The sequence below is a fragment of the Brevibacillus sp. NRRL NRS-603 genome (genome assembly GCF_003013445.1).
GTDB lineage: Bacteria > Bacillota > Bacilli > Brevibacillales > Brevibacillaceae > Brevibacillus > Brevibacillus formosus.
In genome coordinates this window covers 110,152-128,221 of the sequence record NZ_PXZN01000030.1, presented here as the reverse complement: position 1 = coordinate 128,221, position 18,070 = coordinate 110,152, and the positions used below count along the sequence as shown (strand labels likewise).

Below are 18,070 nucleotides of genomic sequence, written 5' to 3'. Positions count from 1 at the left end.
GACGATTTGCATAAGTATTTCTCTTCTCGTAAAATTACTCCTTTTATTGGCAAAAAACTATTTATCGAGCAAATTCGTCAAAAATAGACAAAATTAACTGTATTTTCAATCGAATGAAGAAGAATAAGGTAATTATTTGTTGTTTTTTGCCAAATCATTTTCTATATTTTTCATAAGACATAAGTCAGGAGAGGGTAATCGATGATCAAGTTGAAAGATATCGGGAGTTTCGAAGAGCTGCCAGAAATCGCGATGCATATTTATCAAGGAAATATCCCGGCTTTACAAGATGCGATTGCGGCCGGATGGGATATAGAAAAGGGCATCGTGCTTAGCAAATATACGACCCTAAGCCCGTTGGAGCTGGCGATTTTATCAGAGAAGCTAGAAGTTGTTAAGCTGCTGGTAGAGCATGGCGTTAATTTGAATGTCAAAAATAATCCAGCTTTTTTGATGGCCGTACGCTATTGCACGGAAGAGCTCGTTCGTTATGTTGTAGCGCAAGGCGCCAAGCTGGACATGGTCAATCAGGTGCGCTCAGGCGCTTATTCGGAGGCTTACTATGGCAACAAAAAGAACATCCCGCTTATTCAAGAGCTGGGACTGGATATAAGACTGCATGGCGGCGATGTATTGCGTGAAGCCGTGTCGGATCATGACCTTACGACCACGGCCTACTTGCTTGATCATGGGGTAGACATCAATTATAACAAACCGAATATGGTGTATCCGTATCAAGCGACCCCATTAACAGTTGCCACGCGCATGGGGAATGCCGCTATGGTCAAGTATTTGGTTGAACGCGGTGCGGACATTATGGTTGCGGAAAAGGGTGGAGAGCGCCCTTATACCATCGCGGTCAGCAATAAAGATACGGAGTTGGCTGCTTATTTGAAATCGCTGGAACCTGCCGAGCTGCATGATGTGGAGAACAAAAAGTACGAGCTGCAAAAATATAAACTGACCGAAGAACTGATTGGTTTTCTTACCGGAGAAGAGCTGCGTCTTGAGCTGGCGGACAATGAGTATGACATCGCGTATATCGACTTTTTCACATTGACCGATACGATTGAGATGAAAATCGGACGGCAAAAGCTGCTGCGTTTGTCTGCCGAAATCGACAACTACTCCCATCTGCATCTTGTGTGGAATCCAAAGAAAAAAGGGAGCATCGGCTGCTACGATGAGGAGCATAAGGAGTATGCGGACTTGTGCAGCTTTACGGAATTTTTTGCGCAGCCGGAGGTGTACCTGATCAAGTTTATGGAAGGCGAGTTTGACTCGATGTAAAAGGGAAAGATCACTCGGGCCCTCGATAATTCGGGGGCTTGACAGTAAATTTTATCCAATGATAAGATCATGAGCAAGAAACGAAAGGAGGAGGATTCCAACATGTTCGCATACGTAACCAAGCATGAAACAAAACCATGTAGCGATAAAATCCAACTCCATAGGTATGCCTTTTACGCGATTGCGTTGTGTAAGAGTGAGCCATCTCCGTTTCCCATAGGCTACTGATAACGCCCTTGTGATAACACAATAGCTCCCAAGCGTAAAAGCTGCGATTCTATGCTGCGTATTTTCATCCAGGAAGGACGAAATCAGCATGAAAGCGGCTTTTTCTATTGACAAACAAAGAACGTACGTTCCTATAAAACGAATAAAGGTGGTCTTCTATTGAGCAACACACCCATTAAATATTTCATCAATCCGGAAGTAAAAGTAGAAAACAATGCGGTGGAGGAGCTTCATCGACTTTTAGAGGTGAATGAAACAATTGCAACGCTGCAAAAGCATTCACCCGATTATTTTGACGATCCCAATACAGGGGTTTTGGAAGTAGCCATTACGCCCGATTTTCATAAAGGAAGCGGCATCCCTGTAGGCACGACGCTGTTTACACGTGGGTTTGTACTGCCGCAAGCGATTGGCAACGACATTAACTGCGGGATGCGTCTGTATGTCACGGATTTGCACGAGGAACAGATTCGCACAAATCTGGATGCCATTGAACGGAATGTGCGCCATGTTTTTTTCGAAGGGGGCCGCAATATTCCGATGACGCGGCAGATGCGCGAGAAAATGTTCAAGGAAGGCCTGATCGGCATACTGGACAGCCACAAGGAAGCGAATGGCGAGGGAATTTGGCGTTATTACAACGAGAAGCAGCAGGAGCTGGATTTAAACCATGTCAATAAAATGGGGTCCTTTATCGCAGAATCGACGATTGGCCTCGATGACTTTCTCGGTCCTGCCGAGCTTTCCCGGGATGCACAAATCGGTTCACTTGGCGGAGGGAATCATTTTTTTGAGATTCAGGTGGTCAAAAAAGTGCATCAGGGCTCTATCGCCAGTCAATGGGGGCTGAAAGAAGGGCAAGTCGTTCTCATGATTCATACCGGCTCTGTTTCCATTGGTTATCACAGCGGTGCATGGATTAAGGAGATGCTGAAAAAGATGTACCCGACTTCCTTGAAGCATCCGGATAACGGCATGTATCCACTGCCTCTTTCGGAGCGTTTCGAACCGCAGTGGAAAATGTTCTGGAGTCTCCTGCACAATGCGGCGAACTTTGCATTTGCCAATCGCTTGATGCTGGGGCTGATGATGTACAAATCGATTTCCGATGTATTGGGTGATTTTGAACACAGGCTGTTGTACGATGCGCCTCATAATTATTTGTGGGAAGAGCAGCTGGAGCAGGTGGGTGGATTTTTGCATCGAAAAGGGTCGTGTACGGCGAAATCGGCTGAGCAAATGATGGGCACGCCGTTTCAGTATACGGGCGAACCTGTGTTTATCCCTGGTTCCATGGGCTCGCACAGCTTTATTTTGGCAGGGCTCGGCAATCGGGATAGCTTGTTTAGTGCAAGCCATGGCGCAGGTCGTGCACTTTCTCGCGGCGATGCTGTGAAAGTGGACGATGACCGGTTTCGCGAGTTTCTTGCTAACTTCCGCGTGATCAACCCGATTGACCCGAAGCGGGCGGATTTGCGCGGACGGAGCGATATTTTGAAGAAATGGGAAGAAGAGCTGAAAAAAGAGGCGCCGTATGCCTATAAAGATATTACTCCGGTAATTCAGTCGCATGTGGATCATGGGATGGCTGAGATTGTGGCCGAAGTGGCGCCGATTGCTACGGTGAAAGGGTAAAGAAATAGTGACTGATGAAATAAGTGCTACTGGTTTCATGTAAGATCCTATCATGAGTATATTGAGAAATAGCATTTGCTTTGTTATTGAAGTGTAATGGAATGAACAGTGGAAATTGTACAAAGAAAGTAAGTTTGTTTCATTATGGTTTTTATTTACATTTATTTGAAACTTTTTCCGTTTTGTTCCGTCATAACAACTAGGTGGTTGCCTAATTGGTTACAAAAAACTTACGTTCCTACAACATGTCTTTATCAGGAGGGAAAATGATGAAAGGACTATTAATATTCTGTGTTAACGGCATCATTGCTATCTGGTTCGGTATACTTTGGCTCTATAAGATGCTACTTTCAAGTGATATGCCAATGTCTATTTCTTCAGATGAAATGCAATATATGATTCTAACATTGTTTATCTCCACAATTGTCGCGCTGATCTATGTTAAATTTACTTCTAACACTAGACTGGTTTATTTTCTTGTTATCCCTTCTTTTCTTTGGGGCTTTTCCATGGTTCAATCTTTAATTAAAAGCTACCATGAATACAATACAATAATTACTATTGCTGGATTTGTTGGCAGTATGTTAATTGTTATAACTTCATCTTTAAATGCCAGACGATTATCAAAATCACCTTAAAAGTTCGCTAAACTCAAAGAACGTTCACTCCAAATTGGAGTGAACGTTCTTGAGTTTGCTTACAATCCCGGAAATGGAACCGTCACCACAGAACTTAATGTATCAAAAAGTTTGGCAAGAAAATCCCAAAATGCTCGATTATCGTCTTCGCTTCCCTTATTATCCTCTCCGCAATCAATTACCTCTGTTCGACGAACCACTTTATCGATTTGCTTCGTAATCCAGTTAGGAAGATCGAATTCCTTCTTGATAAACTTGGCAAATTCACCTGGATATACGTGACCTAAAATTTCAATAGCAAGGGATTTCGTAGAAATATCAAGATTTTCACCATATACATCATAGTAAATATCTTTAATCTCTCTTGCGATTTCTTTTGCCGTCATAACCTCATTATTTAGCACAGTTCGAAGATAAGAGTCATTGTCAATATGAACGCTTCCTGGCTTCATTGTGAAGGTGATGTTTGTTCCTGGTACATAGTGAGTTACTCGTTTTGCCATTATCATACATTCCCCTTTTAAGTGATTTTGATAAGCAACAGTATTTGACCGGTCATTGTTGCTTTCATCTATCTAGGAAAAAATCAGAGGTAAAACGGAACGGTTCACAAAAAATATTTAAAGATTTTTCATCCCCTGAGTTTCTCAATAAACTGCATCGTAATCTCCTGAATCCCCTCTTCCTTTGAAAGTTTAAGAAAGCTTGCTAAGTTGTTAATTTCAGGTTCCATTTCTTCCAAGACCTTGAGTAACGCTTCGTTATTTCCACTTCTTGCCTGCTCAACCATTAAACTAAATGTGTGGTTAGATATTTGTGCAGCTTCTTTAGGCCCCGACTTTTGCATTGATTTACGCCTCTTTCTCCCATGTTTAATTCTTTTCCGACTTCTTTTGCTGTGAGACCTTCCAAGATAACCTTCCGGATGACATATCTTTCCTTTACACTAGGCAATTGTCCTAACAACTCTTCAACATAAAGACTGTCGCTGTGTTCGACCTTCCATTGTTGCTTACCAAAATCAACTAATATCGGGCATTCATTACGTAACCTCTTTCTTTCTCTATAGTTCAGGTTCCAAGCAATACGTCGTAGAATTTTTCTACATTCCTCTTTTGTCAAATGCTCACCGACCTTCTAATTGACTTAATGTTTGAAAAAAACAAGATCATACGTTCTGTTTTATTAACAAAAAAATAAACGCACCAGATTTAAACTGGCACGTCTCAATTACTAAAATGATGACTCTTCCTGCACACTAAATTGTGAGAGGATCTGTTATTATTTTTAACACTGAGAAATTTCGTAATTCATAGGTTTTCCTCCTTTTATAGATGTGTGTTTAACCAGCGAGAGACTCATGAAAATCTGCTGTACGTAGCATGATTTACTTCGAAGGACTGCAAGACCCCTGCTGTCTGCTGGCGTAATCACTCTGCTGTTGTCCGAGTGGAATAGTTCATGTTGTCTATTACCATTTTACCAAATCATTTAACTTTATTAACTTAAATTCCTTTAATGTAAAGTTATGTAAATATATGTAATCAGGGGGAGTCAATAAACTTCAAAATGAAACAGTCTCTCCTTGTACTTCACTCACGAAGGCATGCGTATTCCATTCTGTGTCTTTAAAGAAGGTCATCCACGTTTCCGTTTGCCCCATTTTGGCTACGAGATGTGGCTCGTCGATAAACGTTACGTTCCTACTTTTTAATTCTTTAAAAGCGGTTTGAATATCATCCACGTGAAAGTAAATGACGGAGCTGGCGTGTGCAAATTGCTTTTTTTCTGGCAGGCTCAGTATGAGGCGAAGTCCGTTACATTCAAAGAATGCCATATTGCCTGTCTGAAACAAAAGAGGGAGCCCTAGCTGCTCTTTGTAAAAATGTACGGCTATTTCCAGATTTTTTACAGGGATGCCGATTTGCTCTACTTTTTGAATCAGGTTCGTGTTCATGATTAAATCCCCCATTTGTTCACGTATCCTCCTCAGCATAGACGAATCCATTGATTATTTCTTATCCAGAATCACTTTTTTTCTGAATGACAGAGGGGAAATCCCGACATGTTGCTTAAACATTTTGCTAAAGGAAACGGGGTTACTGAATCCCAGCTCAAAGGCGATGTCTGTCATACTGAAGTCCAGCTTGGCTAACAGTTGCTTGGCTCGTTGTATTCGGTATTCCGAGATATGCTGGTGGGGTGTTTTTCCATACACTTGGGCGTACGCTCGCAACAAATGGTTGGGGGATAGAGAAGCAATCTTTGCAATCTCATCGAGCCTGATAGGTTGATCATAAAAAGCTCGTATATAATCGTGGGCGGTACTGGTTCTTCGATACAGTTCTTCGCGGGTCGATTGTCGAAGGGCGTGCAAAGCATCCATTTCTTTTCTTACATCAAAGTGTCCAAGCAATATGGTCCGCATAATCTGGTGAAATTGTTCTTCATAACCGATGGAGTCCCGATCAAGGAAGGTGAGACGTTCTTTCAAAATCGCTAACTGAGAAGCAAGCGTATGGCTCGTATGATAGGTTTTTTCAAAAAAACCGATCGAAGCCATTTCCTTATATGGATCACTGAGAAGTCTGTCGGTTGAATCTACAAACGTGCTTAAAATCTCCTCGCCAAAACCATGCCTGAAGAAAATACAAAACGATTCCACATCCTCATCTTCCTCGATGGAAATGGTATACTCCCCTTCGTTCAGCAAGAGATACCTGCCCTCTTCTACAGCAAAAAAGCCTTTGCTCGTCTTGTAATGTGCCCTTCCATTACGAAATGTTTTAATGGAAAGCTGCCCATCCCCTGCCCAGTAAAATTGCTTGCTTTTTGCATGGAGAACATAGTTCCTGGAAGGCTTGTCGGTCATTTCACGATATCCTGTAGCGTCTTATCAATATGGGCAAAACGAAACTGGTACCCTTCACGCTCAAGCCTTTCTGGAATGACCCAGCGGCTTTTTAACACCAGCTCTGTTTCCGTTCCGATCATCATGGCCCCCATTTCCAGCATCCATTTGGGAGAAGGCAGTCCGAAGCTCCGATTCATCACGCTGCGAAAATGCTGCATGAATTCACGGTTTGTGACGGGATGGGGAGAAGAACAATTGAATACGCCGCTTAGGTCCGTTCGCTCTTTCAAAAAGAGAATGATCTGAAAGATATCTTCGACATGAATCCAGCTAAAACGCTGGTTCCCAGACCCTTGTACACCCCCGAGTCCAAAGCGAACGAGATTTTTGTATGGATCGATAACCCCGCCGTTTTCCCCCAGCACGATCGCCATACGTAAGGCTACTTGTCTCGTATTCGGCAAATCAAAGGAAAAGAAGGCAGCTTCCCATTGCTTGGCGACGTCAACAGAAAAGCCTGTTCCAATCTCCCCTCCTGCTTCCGTCATGGGACGATCCTCCGCATGCCTATAGATGGTGGCTGTGCTGGAATTGAGCCAGAGCGAAGGCGGGTTTTTGCAAGCCAAAACAGCATTGCCGAGTATGTGAGTGGTCTCTGTCCGAGATTTCAGAATTTCTTCTTTGTTTTTATCATGATAACGACAGTTGACGGATTTGCCTGCCAGGTTGATAAGCAGCTCGGAATCTTCCAAAGCTTCCACGATTTTCGCGTGATTGTCCCACGTTATATGAGGGGAAGTTCTTGCGATAATCGTTACTTCGTAGCCAAGTTGATTGAATTTGTCTGCCAGATACTTGCCGATAAAGCCAGTGCCACCGGCCAGGACGACTTTCTTTTTCATAAGCTCAACTCGCTTCCTACGGTTTCGAATTTCTTACAATAATTGTAACATAATACGAAGTAGCAGCAGTGAAAAAGCTCTTCACCCAAAATGGGGAGAGCTTTATTTATTAGCTAAGATTTGAAAAGTCGGTATGCCAGTTAGATTTCGATAGCATGCAGTGTTTGGAAACAAAGGAACGTGAAAAATTCCAATCATTTTGGCGCAGGTGATCCAGCGATGTTTGCGCAGTCATAAACTGATAGCCGGCGATATACCCTGTGATAAACTCGCTCCAGCTGTTATAAGCTTGCTGCGCTTGTCTCACAGCCTCTAACTTAAACTGCCGAGCTTCCTCTTTGCTGATATAGCCGCCTTCCCATCTCGTACCACTCAAGTAGGAGACCCAGGCATAATCATAGGCGGCAATACCTTCATCTGGGAGTCTTCGCAGATAGTAATGAACGATCTTTGCCTTGCCGACGCGATCCCGATCTGGTTCCAGAGAGTTGATATATTCCACGCGTCCTGACTCTGATAACGCTGATAAGAAATGGTGAAGCCGGGCAAATTCTTTCCGCTCGCCTTCTTTTAGCATCCATGATAGTCTCTCTTTCTGACTCGCTGCGTCTCTTATTCCCCGTTTTCTATAGTTATCTTTTATTTCGATGTAGGCCGTATCTGCCCCAATCCCAATAGCTGAATGCATAATGCAGGTAAAGAAGTGAAATTGTTTTTCCTTTTTACGCTTGAATGTGAACATGTATGAAAAAGTTCACTCCTTGTTAATAGACTCGAGTGATGATATACAGATTGTACAGTGACCCAAAGAAGAAACGACACAAGACCAAAAGAATCAGCCCATAGAAATAGATCTCCAACGGCGGGCTCGGACTCGGGATCGTTGGGATCGTCAAATACTTTACCTCAATCATTTGATTCTGATTAAGCTTGTTGAAATCGAACAAAGGAGTCAGTTCCAAATCCTGTAACATTTTCTTTGTGTCCGTCAGTACCTTAGGCGGTATATCCATTACCTGGCCCATTTCAAATTCTAAGATTCCGGTTTTTTCAATTTCGATCGTACTATGCTTCGTAATGACGAGGATGGGTGTATCGCCCAAGTAGCCGATTTCTACGAAGCCTGAAGGAGTAATTTTTCCTATGTCTCCGGTTTCGTTAAACGTCAAATAATTTTCGTATGTCGTGTAGCTATTTCCGTCTTTATCTGTTTTCGTATATTGATAGATGTTCAGACTACGGAGATTCGTTAGCTTGGCTTGAACGAATTGGTTGGGTCCAATCTGTTTCAAAGCCTCTGGCGATGATAATTTAACCAGCTCATTCTGATGAGCCTCTACATTAGGAATGGCAGTGGATTTCGTATGATCTACATATGCGTTGTATAGAAGAGATTGAAAAAGCATGATGAGAGCAAGGGTCACCGTGGCTACAGCTACTTGAAAATGAATGGCTGGCTTTATTTGTTTATTCAAGCCTTTCCGTTCTCCCAGCTCCACAGTCAATTGCTGCAAGGCATGCTTTCTTTCTTTGGCTGGCAGCTTCTTGACTTGTTTCAGCATGTTTCCACGAATCTGGGTGAGCAAAATGAGCGCCTCGTAATCGTGTGGACTGGCTGCGAGCAGTTGTTCAAATGTGACTTTTGCCTGAGCTTCATTACCCAGCTTCAGCTGACACTTTCCGAGCAGGCTAAGTGCTTCCTGATGGTTTGGGAGTTTAGACAAGATGTACTCGCATTCCTTCTGAGCCTCGGTGACATGTTGTTCGTGGTACCATATGTAGGCTCGAGCCAGGTAGCTGTCGATATCGTCTGGCTGAATGCTGATGATTCGGGAATAAGCGTCGAGTGCACCATCCGTGTCACCGATTCGCAGGCAATACTCTCCCTGAAGGCGAAGCAATTCGGGGTCATCGGCAAATAAGGTAATAGCCGCGTTAAGTGAGTTGCTTGCTTGCTCCAGTTGATTTTCTTTCAAGGCTTGATAAGCCGCATCGCGGTAAGACAAAAATATATCACGATCGAGATGGGGCGCCGCAAGCAAAGTATCAAAACGCAATCCTGGCTCGTCTAGCTGCTTCAGATAGTATTGGCAAAAATTTTTCGAGTGCTTGTCCATATTAAAAGCCTCTTGAATAAGCTCCCGCCATTGAAAGCCATCCTCTAGTATTAACCAGACGCTTTTAGGCAAATGGTGGTGCTCGTGCAGAAAGTGAAACAGGCGATCACTGGCGATTCTTCTCAGATGTATGTTCCACACTAAGTCAGAACGGAGCAGCTTTGTCCAATTTTCAGGATTGATTCTGGAAGGGAAATCGTCGTACAAAGCTTTTACTTGCTCCATGAAAGTGTCTATCAGTCCAATTGGATCATTGCGATCTGGTGCGGTGTCAATATGTTGAAAGGACAGCCGACGTTGAACAGTAAGAATAGGAGTATCTTCTTCCATGAAAGTATCTATTTGTTCAACTCGATCATTGTGATCTGGTGCGGCGTCAATATGTTGAAAGGACAGCCGACGCTGAACAGTGAGAATGGGAGTATCCTCTTCCATGAAAGTATCTACCTGTTCAACCGGATTATTGCGATCTGGCGCGGCGTCAATATGTTGAAAGGACAGCCGACGTTGAACAGTGAGAATGGGAGTATCCTCTTCTGTGAAGGTGTCTATCTGTTCAACTGAATCATTTCGATCTGGTACGGCGTCAATATGTTGAAAGGACAGCCGACGCTGAACAGTGAGGATGGGGGTATCCTCTTCCGTTTGTACAGGGGGTTCTGCATCGGCTATGGATGTCACTTCTGCCTTTGGTTTTCTCTGCCCCTGCTTCGCCATTTTAATGGCCAGATCGTATGCTTCTCGCAGTTGTTGGTAGCCCTCAGGATCATCTTCCGGGTGATGCAGCTTTAGCTTTTTCGCATAGGCTTTTTTAATCGTCGAAATATCTTCGGTAGGATCAATGTCCAGTATCCTCCAAATATTCACAAGTCGTCACGCCACCTTTTACGTGTGATTCATCTGTTGTTTCATGATTATAATCTACTTAGGATAATTTTAACTATCATGGAAAAATAAAAAAGACACAGACCTTCTTTCCCTGTGAGAAGAAGATCCGCGTCTTGGAGGCCTTTGGTCTGAGGGCCGTATTAACAACAGAGCTGCATTGCATCGGGTATCTCTAATTTGAGATAACTGGCACTGAAGACGACGCTTTTCATAGGCTTTTTGTTACGATTTGGTTGTATGCTTTTTCACTTCAGGCAAGATTTTCGTTGCGATCAGTTCAATGTTTTTCGCAATTTTATCAAAAGGTACGCCGCCAAAGTCGATTTGCGCCATGAAGCGTTGTTGTCCGTACATTTCGTATTGGTAAAGCATTTTTTCGATGATGACGTCAGGGCTGCCTACCATTAACGCATCACGATAATCGACAGACTGTGCAAACTGTTGCTTCGGGTAACCACCGCCACGCAATGCGATAAACCCACCATTTAGATGCGGATAGAACTCGCGAAGCGCATCCGAAGTTTTGTCGGCTGTATAAAACAAACTCGTTGTCGCTACCGGCAGAGTCGCTGGGTCAAAACCATTTTGCTTCGCAGCCTCCCGGTAAGCATCGACGGAACCTTTGAAGTTGATGGCTGGACCTCCGAGTGTGGTCAGCATCATAGGCACGCCAGCTTGACCAGCTTTAATCGCGCTTGCGGGTGGTCCCCCTACTGCACGCCAGATGGGAAGACGTCCTTGTAAAGGCTGCGGCAGGATCGTAGCGTTTTGTAGCGGTGCACGGAACTGCCCTTCCCAGGTCACGCGATCCTCGTTATTTAGCTTGAGAAGAAGGTCCATTTTCTCTTCAAACAATTCCTCATAGTCGCGCACATCGTAGCCGAGGAGGCTATATGCTCCTACTCGGGAACCGCGTCCGGCAACAATTTCTGCCCGGCCATTGGAGATCAGATCCAAGGTAGCGAAATCCTCGTACACGCGGACCGGATCAGAGGTGCTTAATACAGTGGCGGAGCTAGCGATTTTAATGTTTTTCGTAGCTTGTGCGATCGCTCCCAGAATGACGGTATGTGCTTGTGTCGTAAAATACGTCTGGTGGCTTTCGCCGACAGCGAATACATCAAGCCCTGCTTCATCTGCCAGCTTACTTGCTTCAATTAATTCCTTGATGCGCTGTTCAGAAGAAATCTTGGACCCGGTGTGTGGATTCGGGACATGGTCGCCAATGGAATACAAACCGAATTCAAGCCCCTTTTTGGTATCGATACGATATTGCTCCATGTTGATTCACTCCTTTTAGTCTATAGGTGTCAATTTCGCTTCAATTTCTGCACGGCGTTCTTCGAGGAATGGAGGTAAGTCCAAAGCTTTTCCGAGCTCCTCGACGGTGGAATCTACTGTGAAGCCAGGACCGTCTGTTGCGATTTCGAACAAAATGCCGTTTGACTCACGGAAATACAAGCTTTTGAAATAAAATCGATCCACGATCCCTGTTGAGCGGAAACCGCGTTTTCGAACGGCGTCATCCCAGTATTGCAGCTCTTCATCGTTTTTCACGCGAATTGCCAAGTGATGAACACTTCCTCGACCCGGTTTTTCAGGGGCCCCCTCTTCTTGCTTGATGACAATTTCACCGAAGGATTTCCCTGGGACGGATTGATAAATGGCTTCATGTTCCGAGCGCGATACTTCGGTATAACCGAATGTGTCTGTCAACAGACTGGCTAATTTGTCCAAGGAGCGGACGGTAATCTCAACCGTGCCGATTCCCAAAATGCGATGCTTTTCTTCGACCACGGATTCGTCCCATGGAGCCCAATTCGATGGAACTCCTTCGCCGTTGTTATTAATCAGGATCAGTCGCAGGCCTTCCGGGTCTTCAAAATGCAAAGCATCGCGGCCTGTGTACTTGGTAATGTCGCCATGGTGAACATTCAGTTGCTCAAAGCGCTTCTTCCAAAAGGTCAAGCTCTCCAGTGACGGAACGAGCAAGCCGATTCGAGTAATGGCGTTCGTGCCGCGTACGGTTTTTCCTACCATCGGCATTTCAAAAAATGACAACTCGGTTCCGGCGCTGCCTGTCAAATCTCCGTAGAACAGGTGATACATCGACGGATCGTCCTGGTTGACGGTTTTCTTCACTCTGCGCAGTCCCAATAAGTTTTGGTAAAAGTGATTATTCGATGGAGCATGTTTAGTTAACATAGATACATGGTGATGGCCTGGAATGGTGTACATGGTAGTTCCTCCTTGTTTAACTTGACTAATCAAGTGATTGTTCAAAAAAAATTACACAGGCGGTAATTCTTTTTTTTGGCTATTCTTATGAACGCGTGTCATTAGGGAGTAAAGCGTTTTTTGTTCTTCTTCACTTAGTACCTCATCGAAGAAAGATGACTGAAACGCTAGCTGTTCAGGAAAGGCTTGTTCCAGTACGGCTTCCCCTTTTTCGGTTAAGCTGATCGTTTTCGTTTTCCAATCCTGCTTGCGTACAATGTAGCCCTCTTTTTCAAGTCTTACGAGCATCCGAGATATACCACCTTGTGTAACGGTTACCTTCTCAGCTAACTCCGACTGGGTGAGAGGCTGGTAGATGCTAATTTGCATCAGGACATCGAATTGCGCTGTTGTTAAATCGAAGCGTTTGAGAAACTCATTTGACAGATGGTTGCTTTGGGTGGTAAACCGCATCAAGCGTAACCAGATTAATGAACCTATGGTGTTATTACGCATGTTAGTTTGCCTCCCTTCGCTGAGCTTATTATCACTTTACTACTCAATTGATAAAGAAGCAAGCGTTTTTCTTCCACACCCATTTATATATCCAAGTTATGATGTTGTGTCGATCATTTGGTATTTATTTACAATTTAAAGTGTGATATTTTGTAATTGTATACAAATTATTTAATTAACTCGAATGAAAGGGTGATCTATTTTCTTGTAATTCTTGCATATTCAAATGTTAGCTAAAACTTATCTACGGAGGGATAGTATGAAAGCGCTGCTGCTTAAACTTAGACATACCACAGCAATAGTGTTAGCTTTTGCTTTATTATTTAACACAGTATTACTATCAACAGCATCTGCAAATACACAAATTAATAAAATCGCCAAAATAGATAGCGAAGTTTTAAAACAAATGATTAATAGTAAATACTTAGAAGATGCAGACGTTGAACTTAATTTAAGTGAAGACGAGTTGCGCTACTCAACTGAATTTGTATTTACTCATTTGGAATACATCTTATTTGCTTTACAGGAGGATCAAGAATATAGAGAGTTGTTTATGAATCAATCAACCATAAACGATGATCTAAAGGAAGAGTTAGAATCTGTATTAGAAATAAAGAATGAAGAAAAGAAAAGTGAAAAATTATACTCACTGGTTGATCAGATTAGAGAAGATATTGAAGAAGAGATTAATGCTAACGAGCTTTCTCCTACAATTTTGCCGAGTATCACCTCAGTTGTATTAAAATATGGGAGTGAAAACATAAATGAACCAAGAAGCGAAACCATTCAATATAGTTCGGGAGATAAGGTAGAAGCCCTCGCTCTTCCGTTACTTTGGCCAGTTGTGGCGCTCGCATTAAAGGGATTTGTAAAATCTAAATTTGGAAAAAAAATCATGCGTGAGATTTGGGATGAATTTGAAGATAGAGTTTGGGATGAAATTAGCAATGCTGCAGAGGCTGTATATGATGAGCGTAATGGAAAAATTGACTATTCTGGTCCCGAAAATTCTAATGGGAGAATAAAACAAGGAGAAGAAGTATTTACTCTTTATGATGATAGAGGAAGAGATATTTTTAGGTTTGATATTAGAAAAAGAGAACTACGGGGGAAAACGCATCTAGACTTCCACTACCATAAAAAGACGGATTCTGATCCTGATATGGAAGAACACTATGAGATATATACAATTACTCGGAATGGAACTTTGCCTAAGTGGGGTACGGATTAAAAAAGTAATGCACACTATTTATGAAATAGGGGATCATTTATGGAGAAAAAATCAGGAGTATACTTTGGCAAAGAAATTGCCTTAAACAACTTGAGAGATATCCTATTTCACTATCATACTGAAGAAAATGCAGATTATGAGCTTACCATTGATTGTAAAGAGTTCGATCCAAGAATTGAATTAGATGCTGAAATAATTGGGTCTTATGTAAGAAAAGAAGACATAGAAGAATTGAATTTGAAATTAAAAGGGCTACCAGGGAACTTCCGTTGGTGCACATACAAACACTGGCATACAACTGCAGTAATCAATGAAATAAAATATGAAGCATATGGAAAGGAAACGTTAGATGGTGAACGGTTGCTTATATTAGAAGATTATACGGGAGAGTTGAATGATCTCAGATTAAAAATATGCAATCTCCCTCAGCATTTACAGTGGGTGACATTGAGGAAAAATATTGATGGAACATATCCAAATATGCAAGAAAATTTTAGATCCTGGATAAACGAGATGTTAAAACTTTAAACTGTTTGCAAGAATGTGCCGCTCCATTATTAGAAGCGGCATTATCTTTATCTATTGTTGTTTTCAACCGTCTTCTTCATCGTTTCAATTAATGCTTTCAAGAGGGGCAAATTCCGGTTCTTCATATGATATGCCAAGTACAAATCATTAAAAACAGTAAAGGACGGGTACATAATCTTTACTTTGTTTCTGGACAAATGATCATCCAGCATGAATGTGGGCAACAGGCTGATGCCAGCGCCATGCTCGATCGCCTTCAGCACACTGTGCAAATCCGGTACAACGTGTGTCGGATGCGTTTGTGGACGCTTTTGGAAATGCTCGCGCCAAAAACGGCGGATGATCGGCAAATCCAAATCATAGCTGATCCATGGCTGGGAGCATAACCACGATTCAAAAGACTCCTTGTCGTCAAACGTTGGTTCCCTGTAATCGGGAGGTGCCACCAAAGCAAATTCCTCTTGCATGTACGGAATATATTCGACGCCTGGGGCGGAAAGCTTTTGCGACATGACGATGAGGTCTACTTTTTCCTCCAGCAGGAATTCGAGTGTCTTGGAAGCGACACCGAGATAGGCGATGACGCGCATTTGGAAGCTTCCGATGTGCGGAGCTAGCTTCTCACGGAAAAACTCATGCGCCGACCCGATTCGAATGACGGGCAGAGCTGTGGCCGCGTTCGTCTTGAGGGTCTGCGTGGTTTCTTCCAAAGCTTCGATGAGCGGAACCACCTGTGTATAGAGTGCTTTGCCTCTCTCGGTAGGAATCATTTTGCGGGGAGCTCGAGTAAATAATGGCTCACCCACCTCTGCTTCCAGGGAGGCCAGATGCTGGCTCATGGCTGGCTGGGTCATCATTCTCGTTCTGGCAGCCTCCGATACGGAGCTATGCTTATAGATGCTGATAAAGCTTCGGTACCATTCAAAGTCCACCATGTTGGCTATCCTTTCTTACCTGTGACGTTTCTGGTGCTGCGCTCCCCATATCGTAAACAAAATTCCGATGACCGTCACGAGCGAAGCGACCCAAGGAACGGCAGAGAGACCACCTGCAAAGTTAAGATCGATAACAACGCCCCCAATGTAGGCACCAAGCGCATTTCCTAGATTGAAGGCGGCGATGTTCAGTGTCGAGGCGAGCGTAGGTGCTTCCTTGGCCGTGTTCAGCATGTGGAGCTGCAAGCCAGGGACTGTACCAAATGCGGCAATCCCCAAAAGGAATACGGTTATCAAGGTGAGGAGCTTATTTTGATCCGTAAAGCTGAACACAGCGAGAACGAGCGCCAGTACGACAAGTATCCCGAGCAAGGAAGGAAACAGCTTGCGGTCTGCCAATTTTCCTCCGTAAATATTCCCGATCGTAATCCCTACGCCGAACAAGACAAGGATGTACGAAACAGAGCTGGGGGAGAAGCCCGTGATATCCACCAGGATTGGCGAAATGTACGTAAACGCAGTAAATACGCCACCAAATCCGAATACGGTCATCAAAAGCGCGATATGAACCGCTGGGCGTTTGAGCACCCCGAGCTCTTGCCGCAGACTGGATGTTAAGTTGGCGACCTTCGGAACGAGCATAACGATTCCGATCAACGCAATGATCCCAATTATCGTGATCGCCCAGAAGGTAGAGCGCCACCCATACGCTTGCCCCAAAAACGTTCCGATCGGTACACCCAAAATATTGGCTAGCGTCAGTCCGGTAAACATGATCGCGATGGCACCTGCGCGTTTTTCCTTGGGAACCAGCTCAGCGGCAATGACCGAACCTACACCGAAGAACGACCCGTGTGTAAGAGCAGCCAGGATGCGAGCCAGCATCAAAACCGTATAGTTCGGAGAGAGAGCGGCTAGTGCATTTCCCGCGATAAATAAAATCATAAGAAACAGCAAAAGTGCCTTGCGCGGCATTCTATGGGTAGCCATCGTAATGATGGGAGCGCCAATAGCGACACCCAATGCATATCCGGTAATCAGGAATCCAGCCAACGGGATAGAAACGTTCAGACTGGTGGCTACCTCGGAAAGCAGCCCCATAATGATGAACTCTGTCATCCCGATCGCAAATGCTCCGAGTGTCAGAGCGTACAAGGCGAGAGTCGAACCTTTGCGAGTGGCCTGTGCCTGTTCATAGTGACGGGTCATATTCTCTGTTGCCATGGTAGTGAGTAGCCCTCCTTTCTGGTAAGGAAAAGGCTGATAGGTGTTTGGTCTATCAGCCTTAACTGTATTATTCACCTAATTTGCTTATTATTGCTTCTGTGACAGCGAGTGTAGACTGGGGATTTTGCCCAGTAATGAGGTTGCCGTCGACTTCTACATGGGTGCTCCAGTTTGGTGCTGCCACAAAAATGGCACCGAGATCACGAATTTTGCTCTCCAGCAGGAAAGGCAGGTAGGACCCCAAGCCTGTCGCTGCTTCTTCCCTGTCTGTGAAAGCATTCACGCGCTTGCCTGCGACCAGCGGCTGACCATTTGACAAGGTCGCACCCACGAGACCAGCAGGACCGTGGCAAACAGCCGCTACGATCTTTCCTGCTTCGTAAAAATCTCGCAGTAATTGCTGGAGCTTTTGGTTATCTGGCAGGTCAAACATCGTGCCATGACCACCTGGGAGGAAAATAGCCTCGAAGCCGTCTGCTGTTACGTCATCCAGCTTTTTGGTGTTTTCCAGATGCTTGGCGGCGTCCAAGATTTCTTGCGGTGTTTGGTCGTCCACGCTGCCAGGGTCAATCGGACCTACTCCGCCCAATGGGCTTGCTACGGTGATCTCATAGCCTTTGTTTTCGAAGGCCAGATATGCCTCCGCAAACTCGGACAGCCAGATTCCTGTCTTTTTGCCTTCCTGCATGTCTGTATGATTGGTGACTACCATCAAGATTTGTTTTGCCATCTATATTGCCTCCTGTATTTTTTGATGGGGGGTACAGTTGCTATTCTAAGGTCGATTTATCGATAAAACAAATTATGTTTTAATAGCACATCCATAAATAAATTTATAGAAAATAATTGAAAAGGAAAAAGGCT

Annotated in this window: 19 protein-coding genes; 5 read left to right on the top strand and 14 right to left on the bottom strand. The window is 44.0% G+C overall.

The genetic code is table 11. The features are described 5' to 3' along the window. The first annotated feature begins 201 nt into the window (after positions 1-201). The 3 genes from C7R94_RS21960 (at position 202) to C7R94_RS21950 (ending at position 3,791) form a co-directional block, all read left to right on the top strand. Complete coding sequence (locus C7R94_RS21960; protein WP_106784695.1) at positions 202-1,290, top strand: ankyrin repeat domain-containing protein; 1,089 nt, start codon at positions 202-204, stop codon at positions 1,288-1,290. Positions 1,291-1,677: 387 nt separating this feature from the next. Continuing rightward, positions 1,678-3,153, top strand: a complete 1,476-nt coding sequence (locus C7R94_RS21955) for an RtcB family protein (RefSeq protein ID WP_106784693.1) — start codon at positions 1,678-1,680, stop codon at positions 3,151-3,153. A 266-nt stretch (positions 3,154-3,419) separates the two neighbouring features. Next, entirely contained in the window at positions 3,420-3,791 is a 372-nt protein-coding gene (locus tag C7R94_RS21950) for a hypothetical protein (protein ID WP_106784690.1), read from the top strand. Positions 3,792-3,850: 59 nt separating this feature from the next. Here C7R94_RS21950 and C7R94_RS21945 read toward each other — a convergent pair whose 3' ends face one another. From C7R94_RS21945 to C7R94_RS21900, 11 genes are all read right to left on the bottom strand, one after another. Beyond that, positions 3,851-4,294 (bottom strand): hypothetical protein, encoded by a 444-nt coding sequence (locus tag C7R94_RS21945; protein WP_106784688.1) that lies wholly within the window; start codon positions 4,292-4,294, stop codon positions 3,851-3,853. 128 nt (positions 4,295-4,422) lie between these two features. Next, a complete protein-coding gene (locus C7R94_RS30365; RefSeq protein ID WP_197240479.1) occupies positions 4,423-4,638 on the bottom strand; it encodes a hypothetical protein in 216 nt (71 codons plus the stop codon). Next, positions 4,581-4,703, bottom strand: a complete 123-nt coding sequence (locus C7R94_RS31030; RefSeq protein WP_369835018.1) for a sigma factor-like helix-turn-helix DNA-binding protein — start codon at positions 4,701-4,703, stop codon at positions 4,581-4,583. Before C7R94_RS31030 ends, C7R94_RS30365 begins: the two co-directional genes overlap by 58 nt. Before the next feature lie 652 nt (positions 4,704-5,355). Then, complete coding sequence (locus C7R94_RS21935; protein WP_106784741.1) at positions 5,356-5,748, bottom strand: VOC family protein; 393 nt, start codon at positions 5,746-5,748, stop codon at positions 5,356-5,358. Between the two features lie 54 nt (positions 5,749-5,802). Then, the gene (locus tag C7R94_RS21930) at positions 5,803-6,663 is read right to left on the bottom strand and encodes a helix-turn-helix domain-containing protein (protein ID WP_106784683.1); all 861 of its coding nucleotides are present in this window, start codon (positions 6,661-6,663) and stop codon (positions 5,803-5,805) included. After that, positions 6,660-7,547: a TIGR01777 family oxidoreductase gene (locus C7R94_RS21925; RefSeq protein ID WP_106784681.1), complete on the bottom strand. Its 888-nt coding sequence runs from the start codon at positions 7,545-7,547 to the stop codon at positions 6,660-6,662. Before C7R94_RS21925 ends, C7R94_RS21930 begins: the two co-directional genes overlap by 4 nt. Positions 7,548-7,656: 109 nt before the next feature. Continuing rightward, complete coding sequence (locus tag C7R94_RS21920) at positions 7,657-8,289, bottom strand: DUF1266 domain-containing protein (RefSeq protein WP_106784679.1); 633 nt, start codon at positions 8,287-8,289, stop codon at positions 7,657-7,659. Between the two features lie 22 nt (positions 8,290-8,311). Next, positions 8,312-10,531, bottom strand: coding sequence for a tetratricopeptide repeat protein (locus C7R94_RS21915; RefSeq protein WP_106784677.1), 2,220 nt, complete (start codon positions 10,529-10,531; stop codon positions 8,312-8,314). 243 nt (positions 10,532-10,774) lie between these two features. Continuing rightward, positions 10,775-11,833: an LLM class flavin-dependent oxidoreductase gene (locus C7R94_RS21910; protein WP_088910053.1), complete on the bottom strand. Its 1,059-nt coding sequence runs from the start codon at positions 11,831-11,833 to the stop codon at positions 10,775-10,777. A gap of 15 nt (positions 11,834-11,848) precedes the next feature. Then, a complete protein-coding gene (locus C7R94_RS21905) occupies positions 11,849-12,790 on the bottom strand; it encodes a ring-cleaving dioxygenase (RefSeq protein WP_106784674.1) in 942 nt (313 codons plus the stop codon). A gap of 51 nt (positions 12,791-12,841) precedes the next feature. Beyond that, the gene (locus tag C7R94_RS21900) at positions 12,842-13,285 is read right to left on the bottom strand and encodes a MarR family winged helix-turn-helix transcriptional regulator (protein WP_106784672.1); all 444 of its coding nucleotides are present in this window, start codon (positions 13,283-13,285) and stop codon (positions 12,842-12,844) included. Positions 13,286-13,544: 259 nt separating this feature from the next. On the opposite strand from C7R94_RS21900, the gene C7R94_RS21895 reads away from it, so the two are divergent. Then, positions 13,545-14,516 (top strand): YpjP family protein, encoded by a 972-nt coding sequence (locus C7R94_RS21895; RefSeq protein ID WP_158264699.1) that lies wholly within the window; start codon positions 13,545-13,547, stop codon positions 14,514-14,516. A 39-nt stretch (positions 14,517-14,555) separates the two neighbouring features. Beyond that, positions 14,556-15,044 carry a hypothetical protein gene (locus C7R94_RS21890; RefSeq protein WP_106784662.1) on the top strand — a complete coding sequence of 163 codons (489 nt, stop codon included), beginning with the start codon at positions 14,556-14,558 and terminating at the stop codon, positions 15,042-15,044. Between the two features lie 47 nt (positions 15,045-15,091). On the opposite strand, the gene C7R94_RS21885 is transcribed toward C7R94_RS21890, so the two are convergent. The 3 genes from C7R94_RS21885 to C7R94_RS21875 all read right to left on the bottom strand — a co-directional run bounded on the left by C7R94_RS21885 (position 15,092) and on the right by C7R94_RS21875 (position 17,936). Next, on the bottom strand, positions 15,092-15,979 hold the full coding sequence (locus C7R94_RS21885; protein ID WP_106784661.1) for a LysR family transcriptional regulator: 888 nt from the start codon (positions 15,977-15,979) through the stop codon (positions 15,092-15,094). 15 nt (positions 15,980-15,994) lie between these two features. Then, on the bottom strand, positions 15,995-17,203 hold the full coding sequence (locus C7R94_RS21880; protein WP_106784659.1) for an MFS transporter: 1,209 nt from the start codon (positions 17,201-17,203) through the stop codon (positions 15,995-15,997). A gap of 70 nt (positions 17,204-17,273) precedes the next feature. Next, positions 17,274-17,936: a type 1 glutamine amidotransferase domain-containing protein gene (locus tag C7R94_RS21875; RefSeq protein ID WP_106784657.1), complete on the bottom strand. Its 663-nt coding sequence runs from the start codon at positions 17,934-17,936 to the stop codon at positions 17,274-17,276. Positions 17,937-18,070 lie beyond the last annotated feature (134 nt).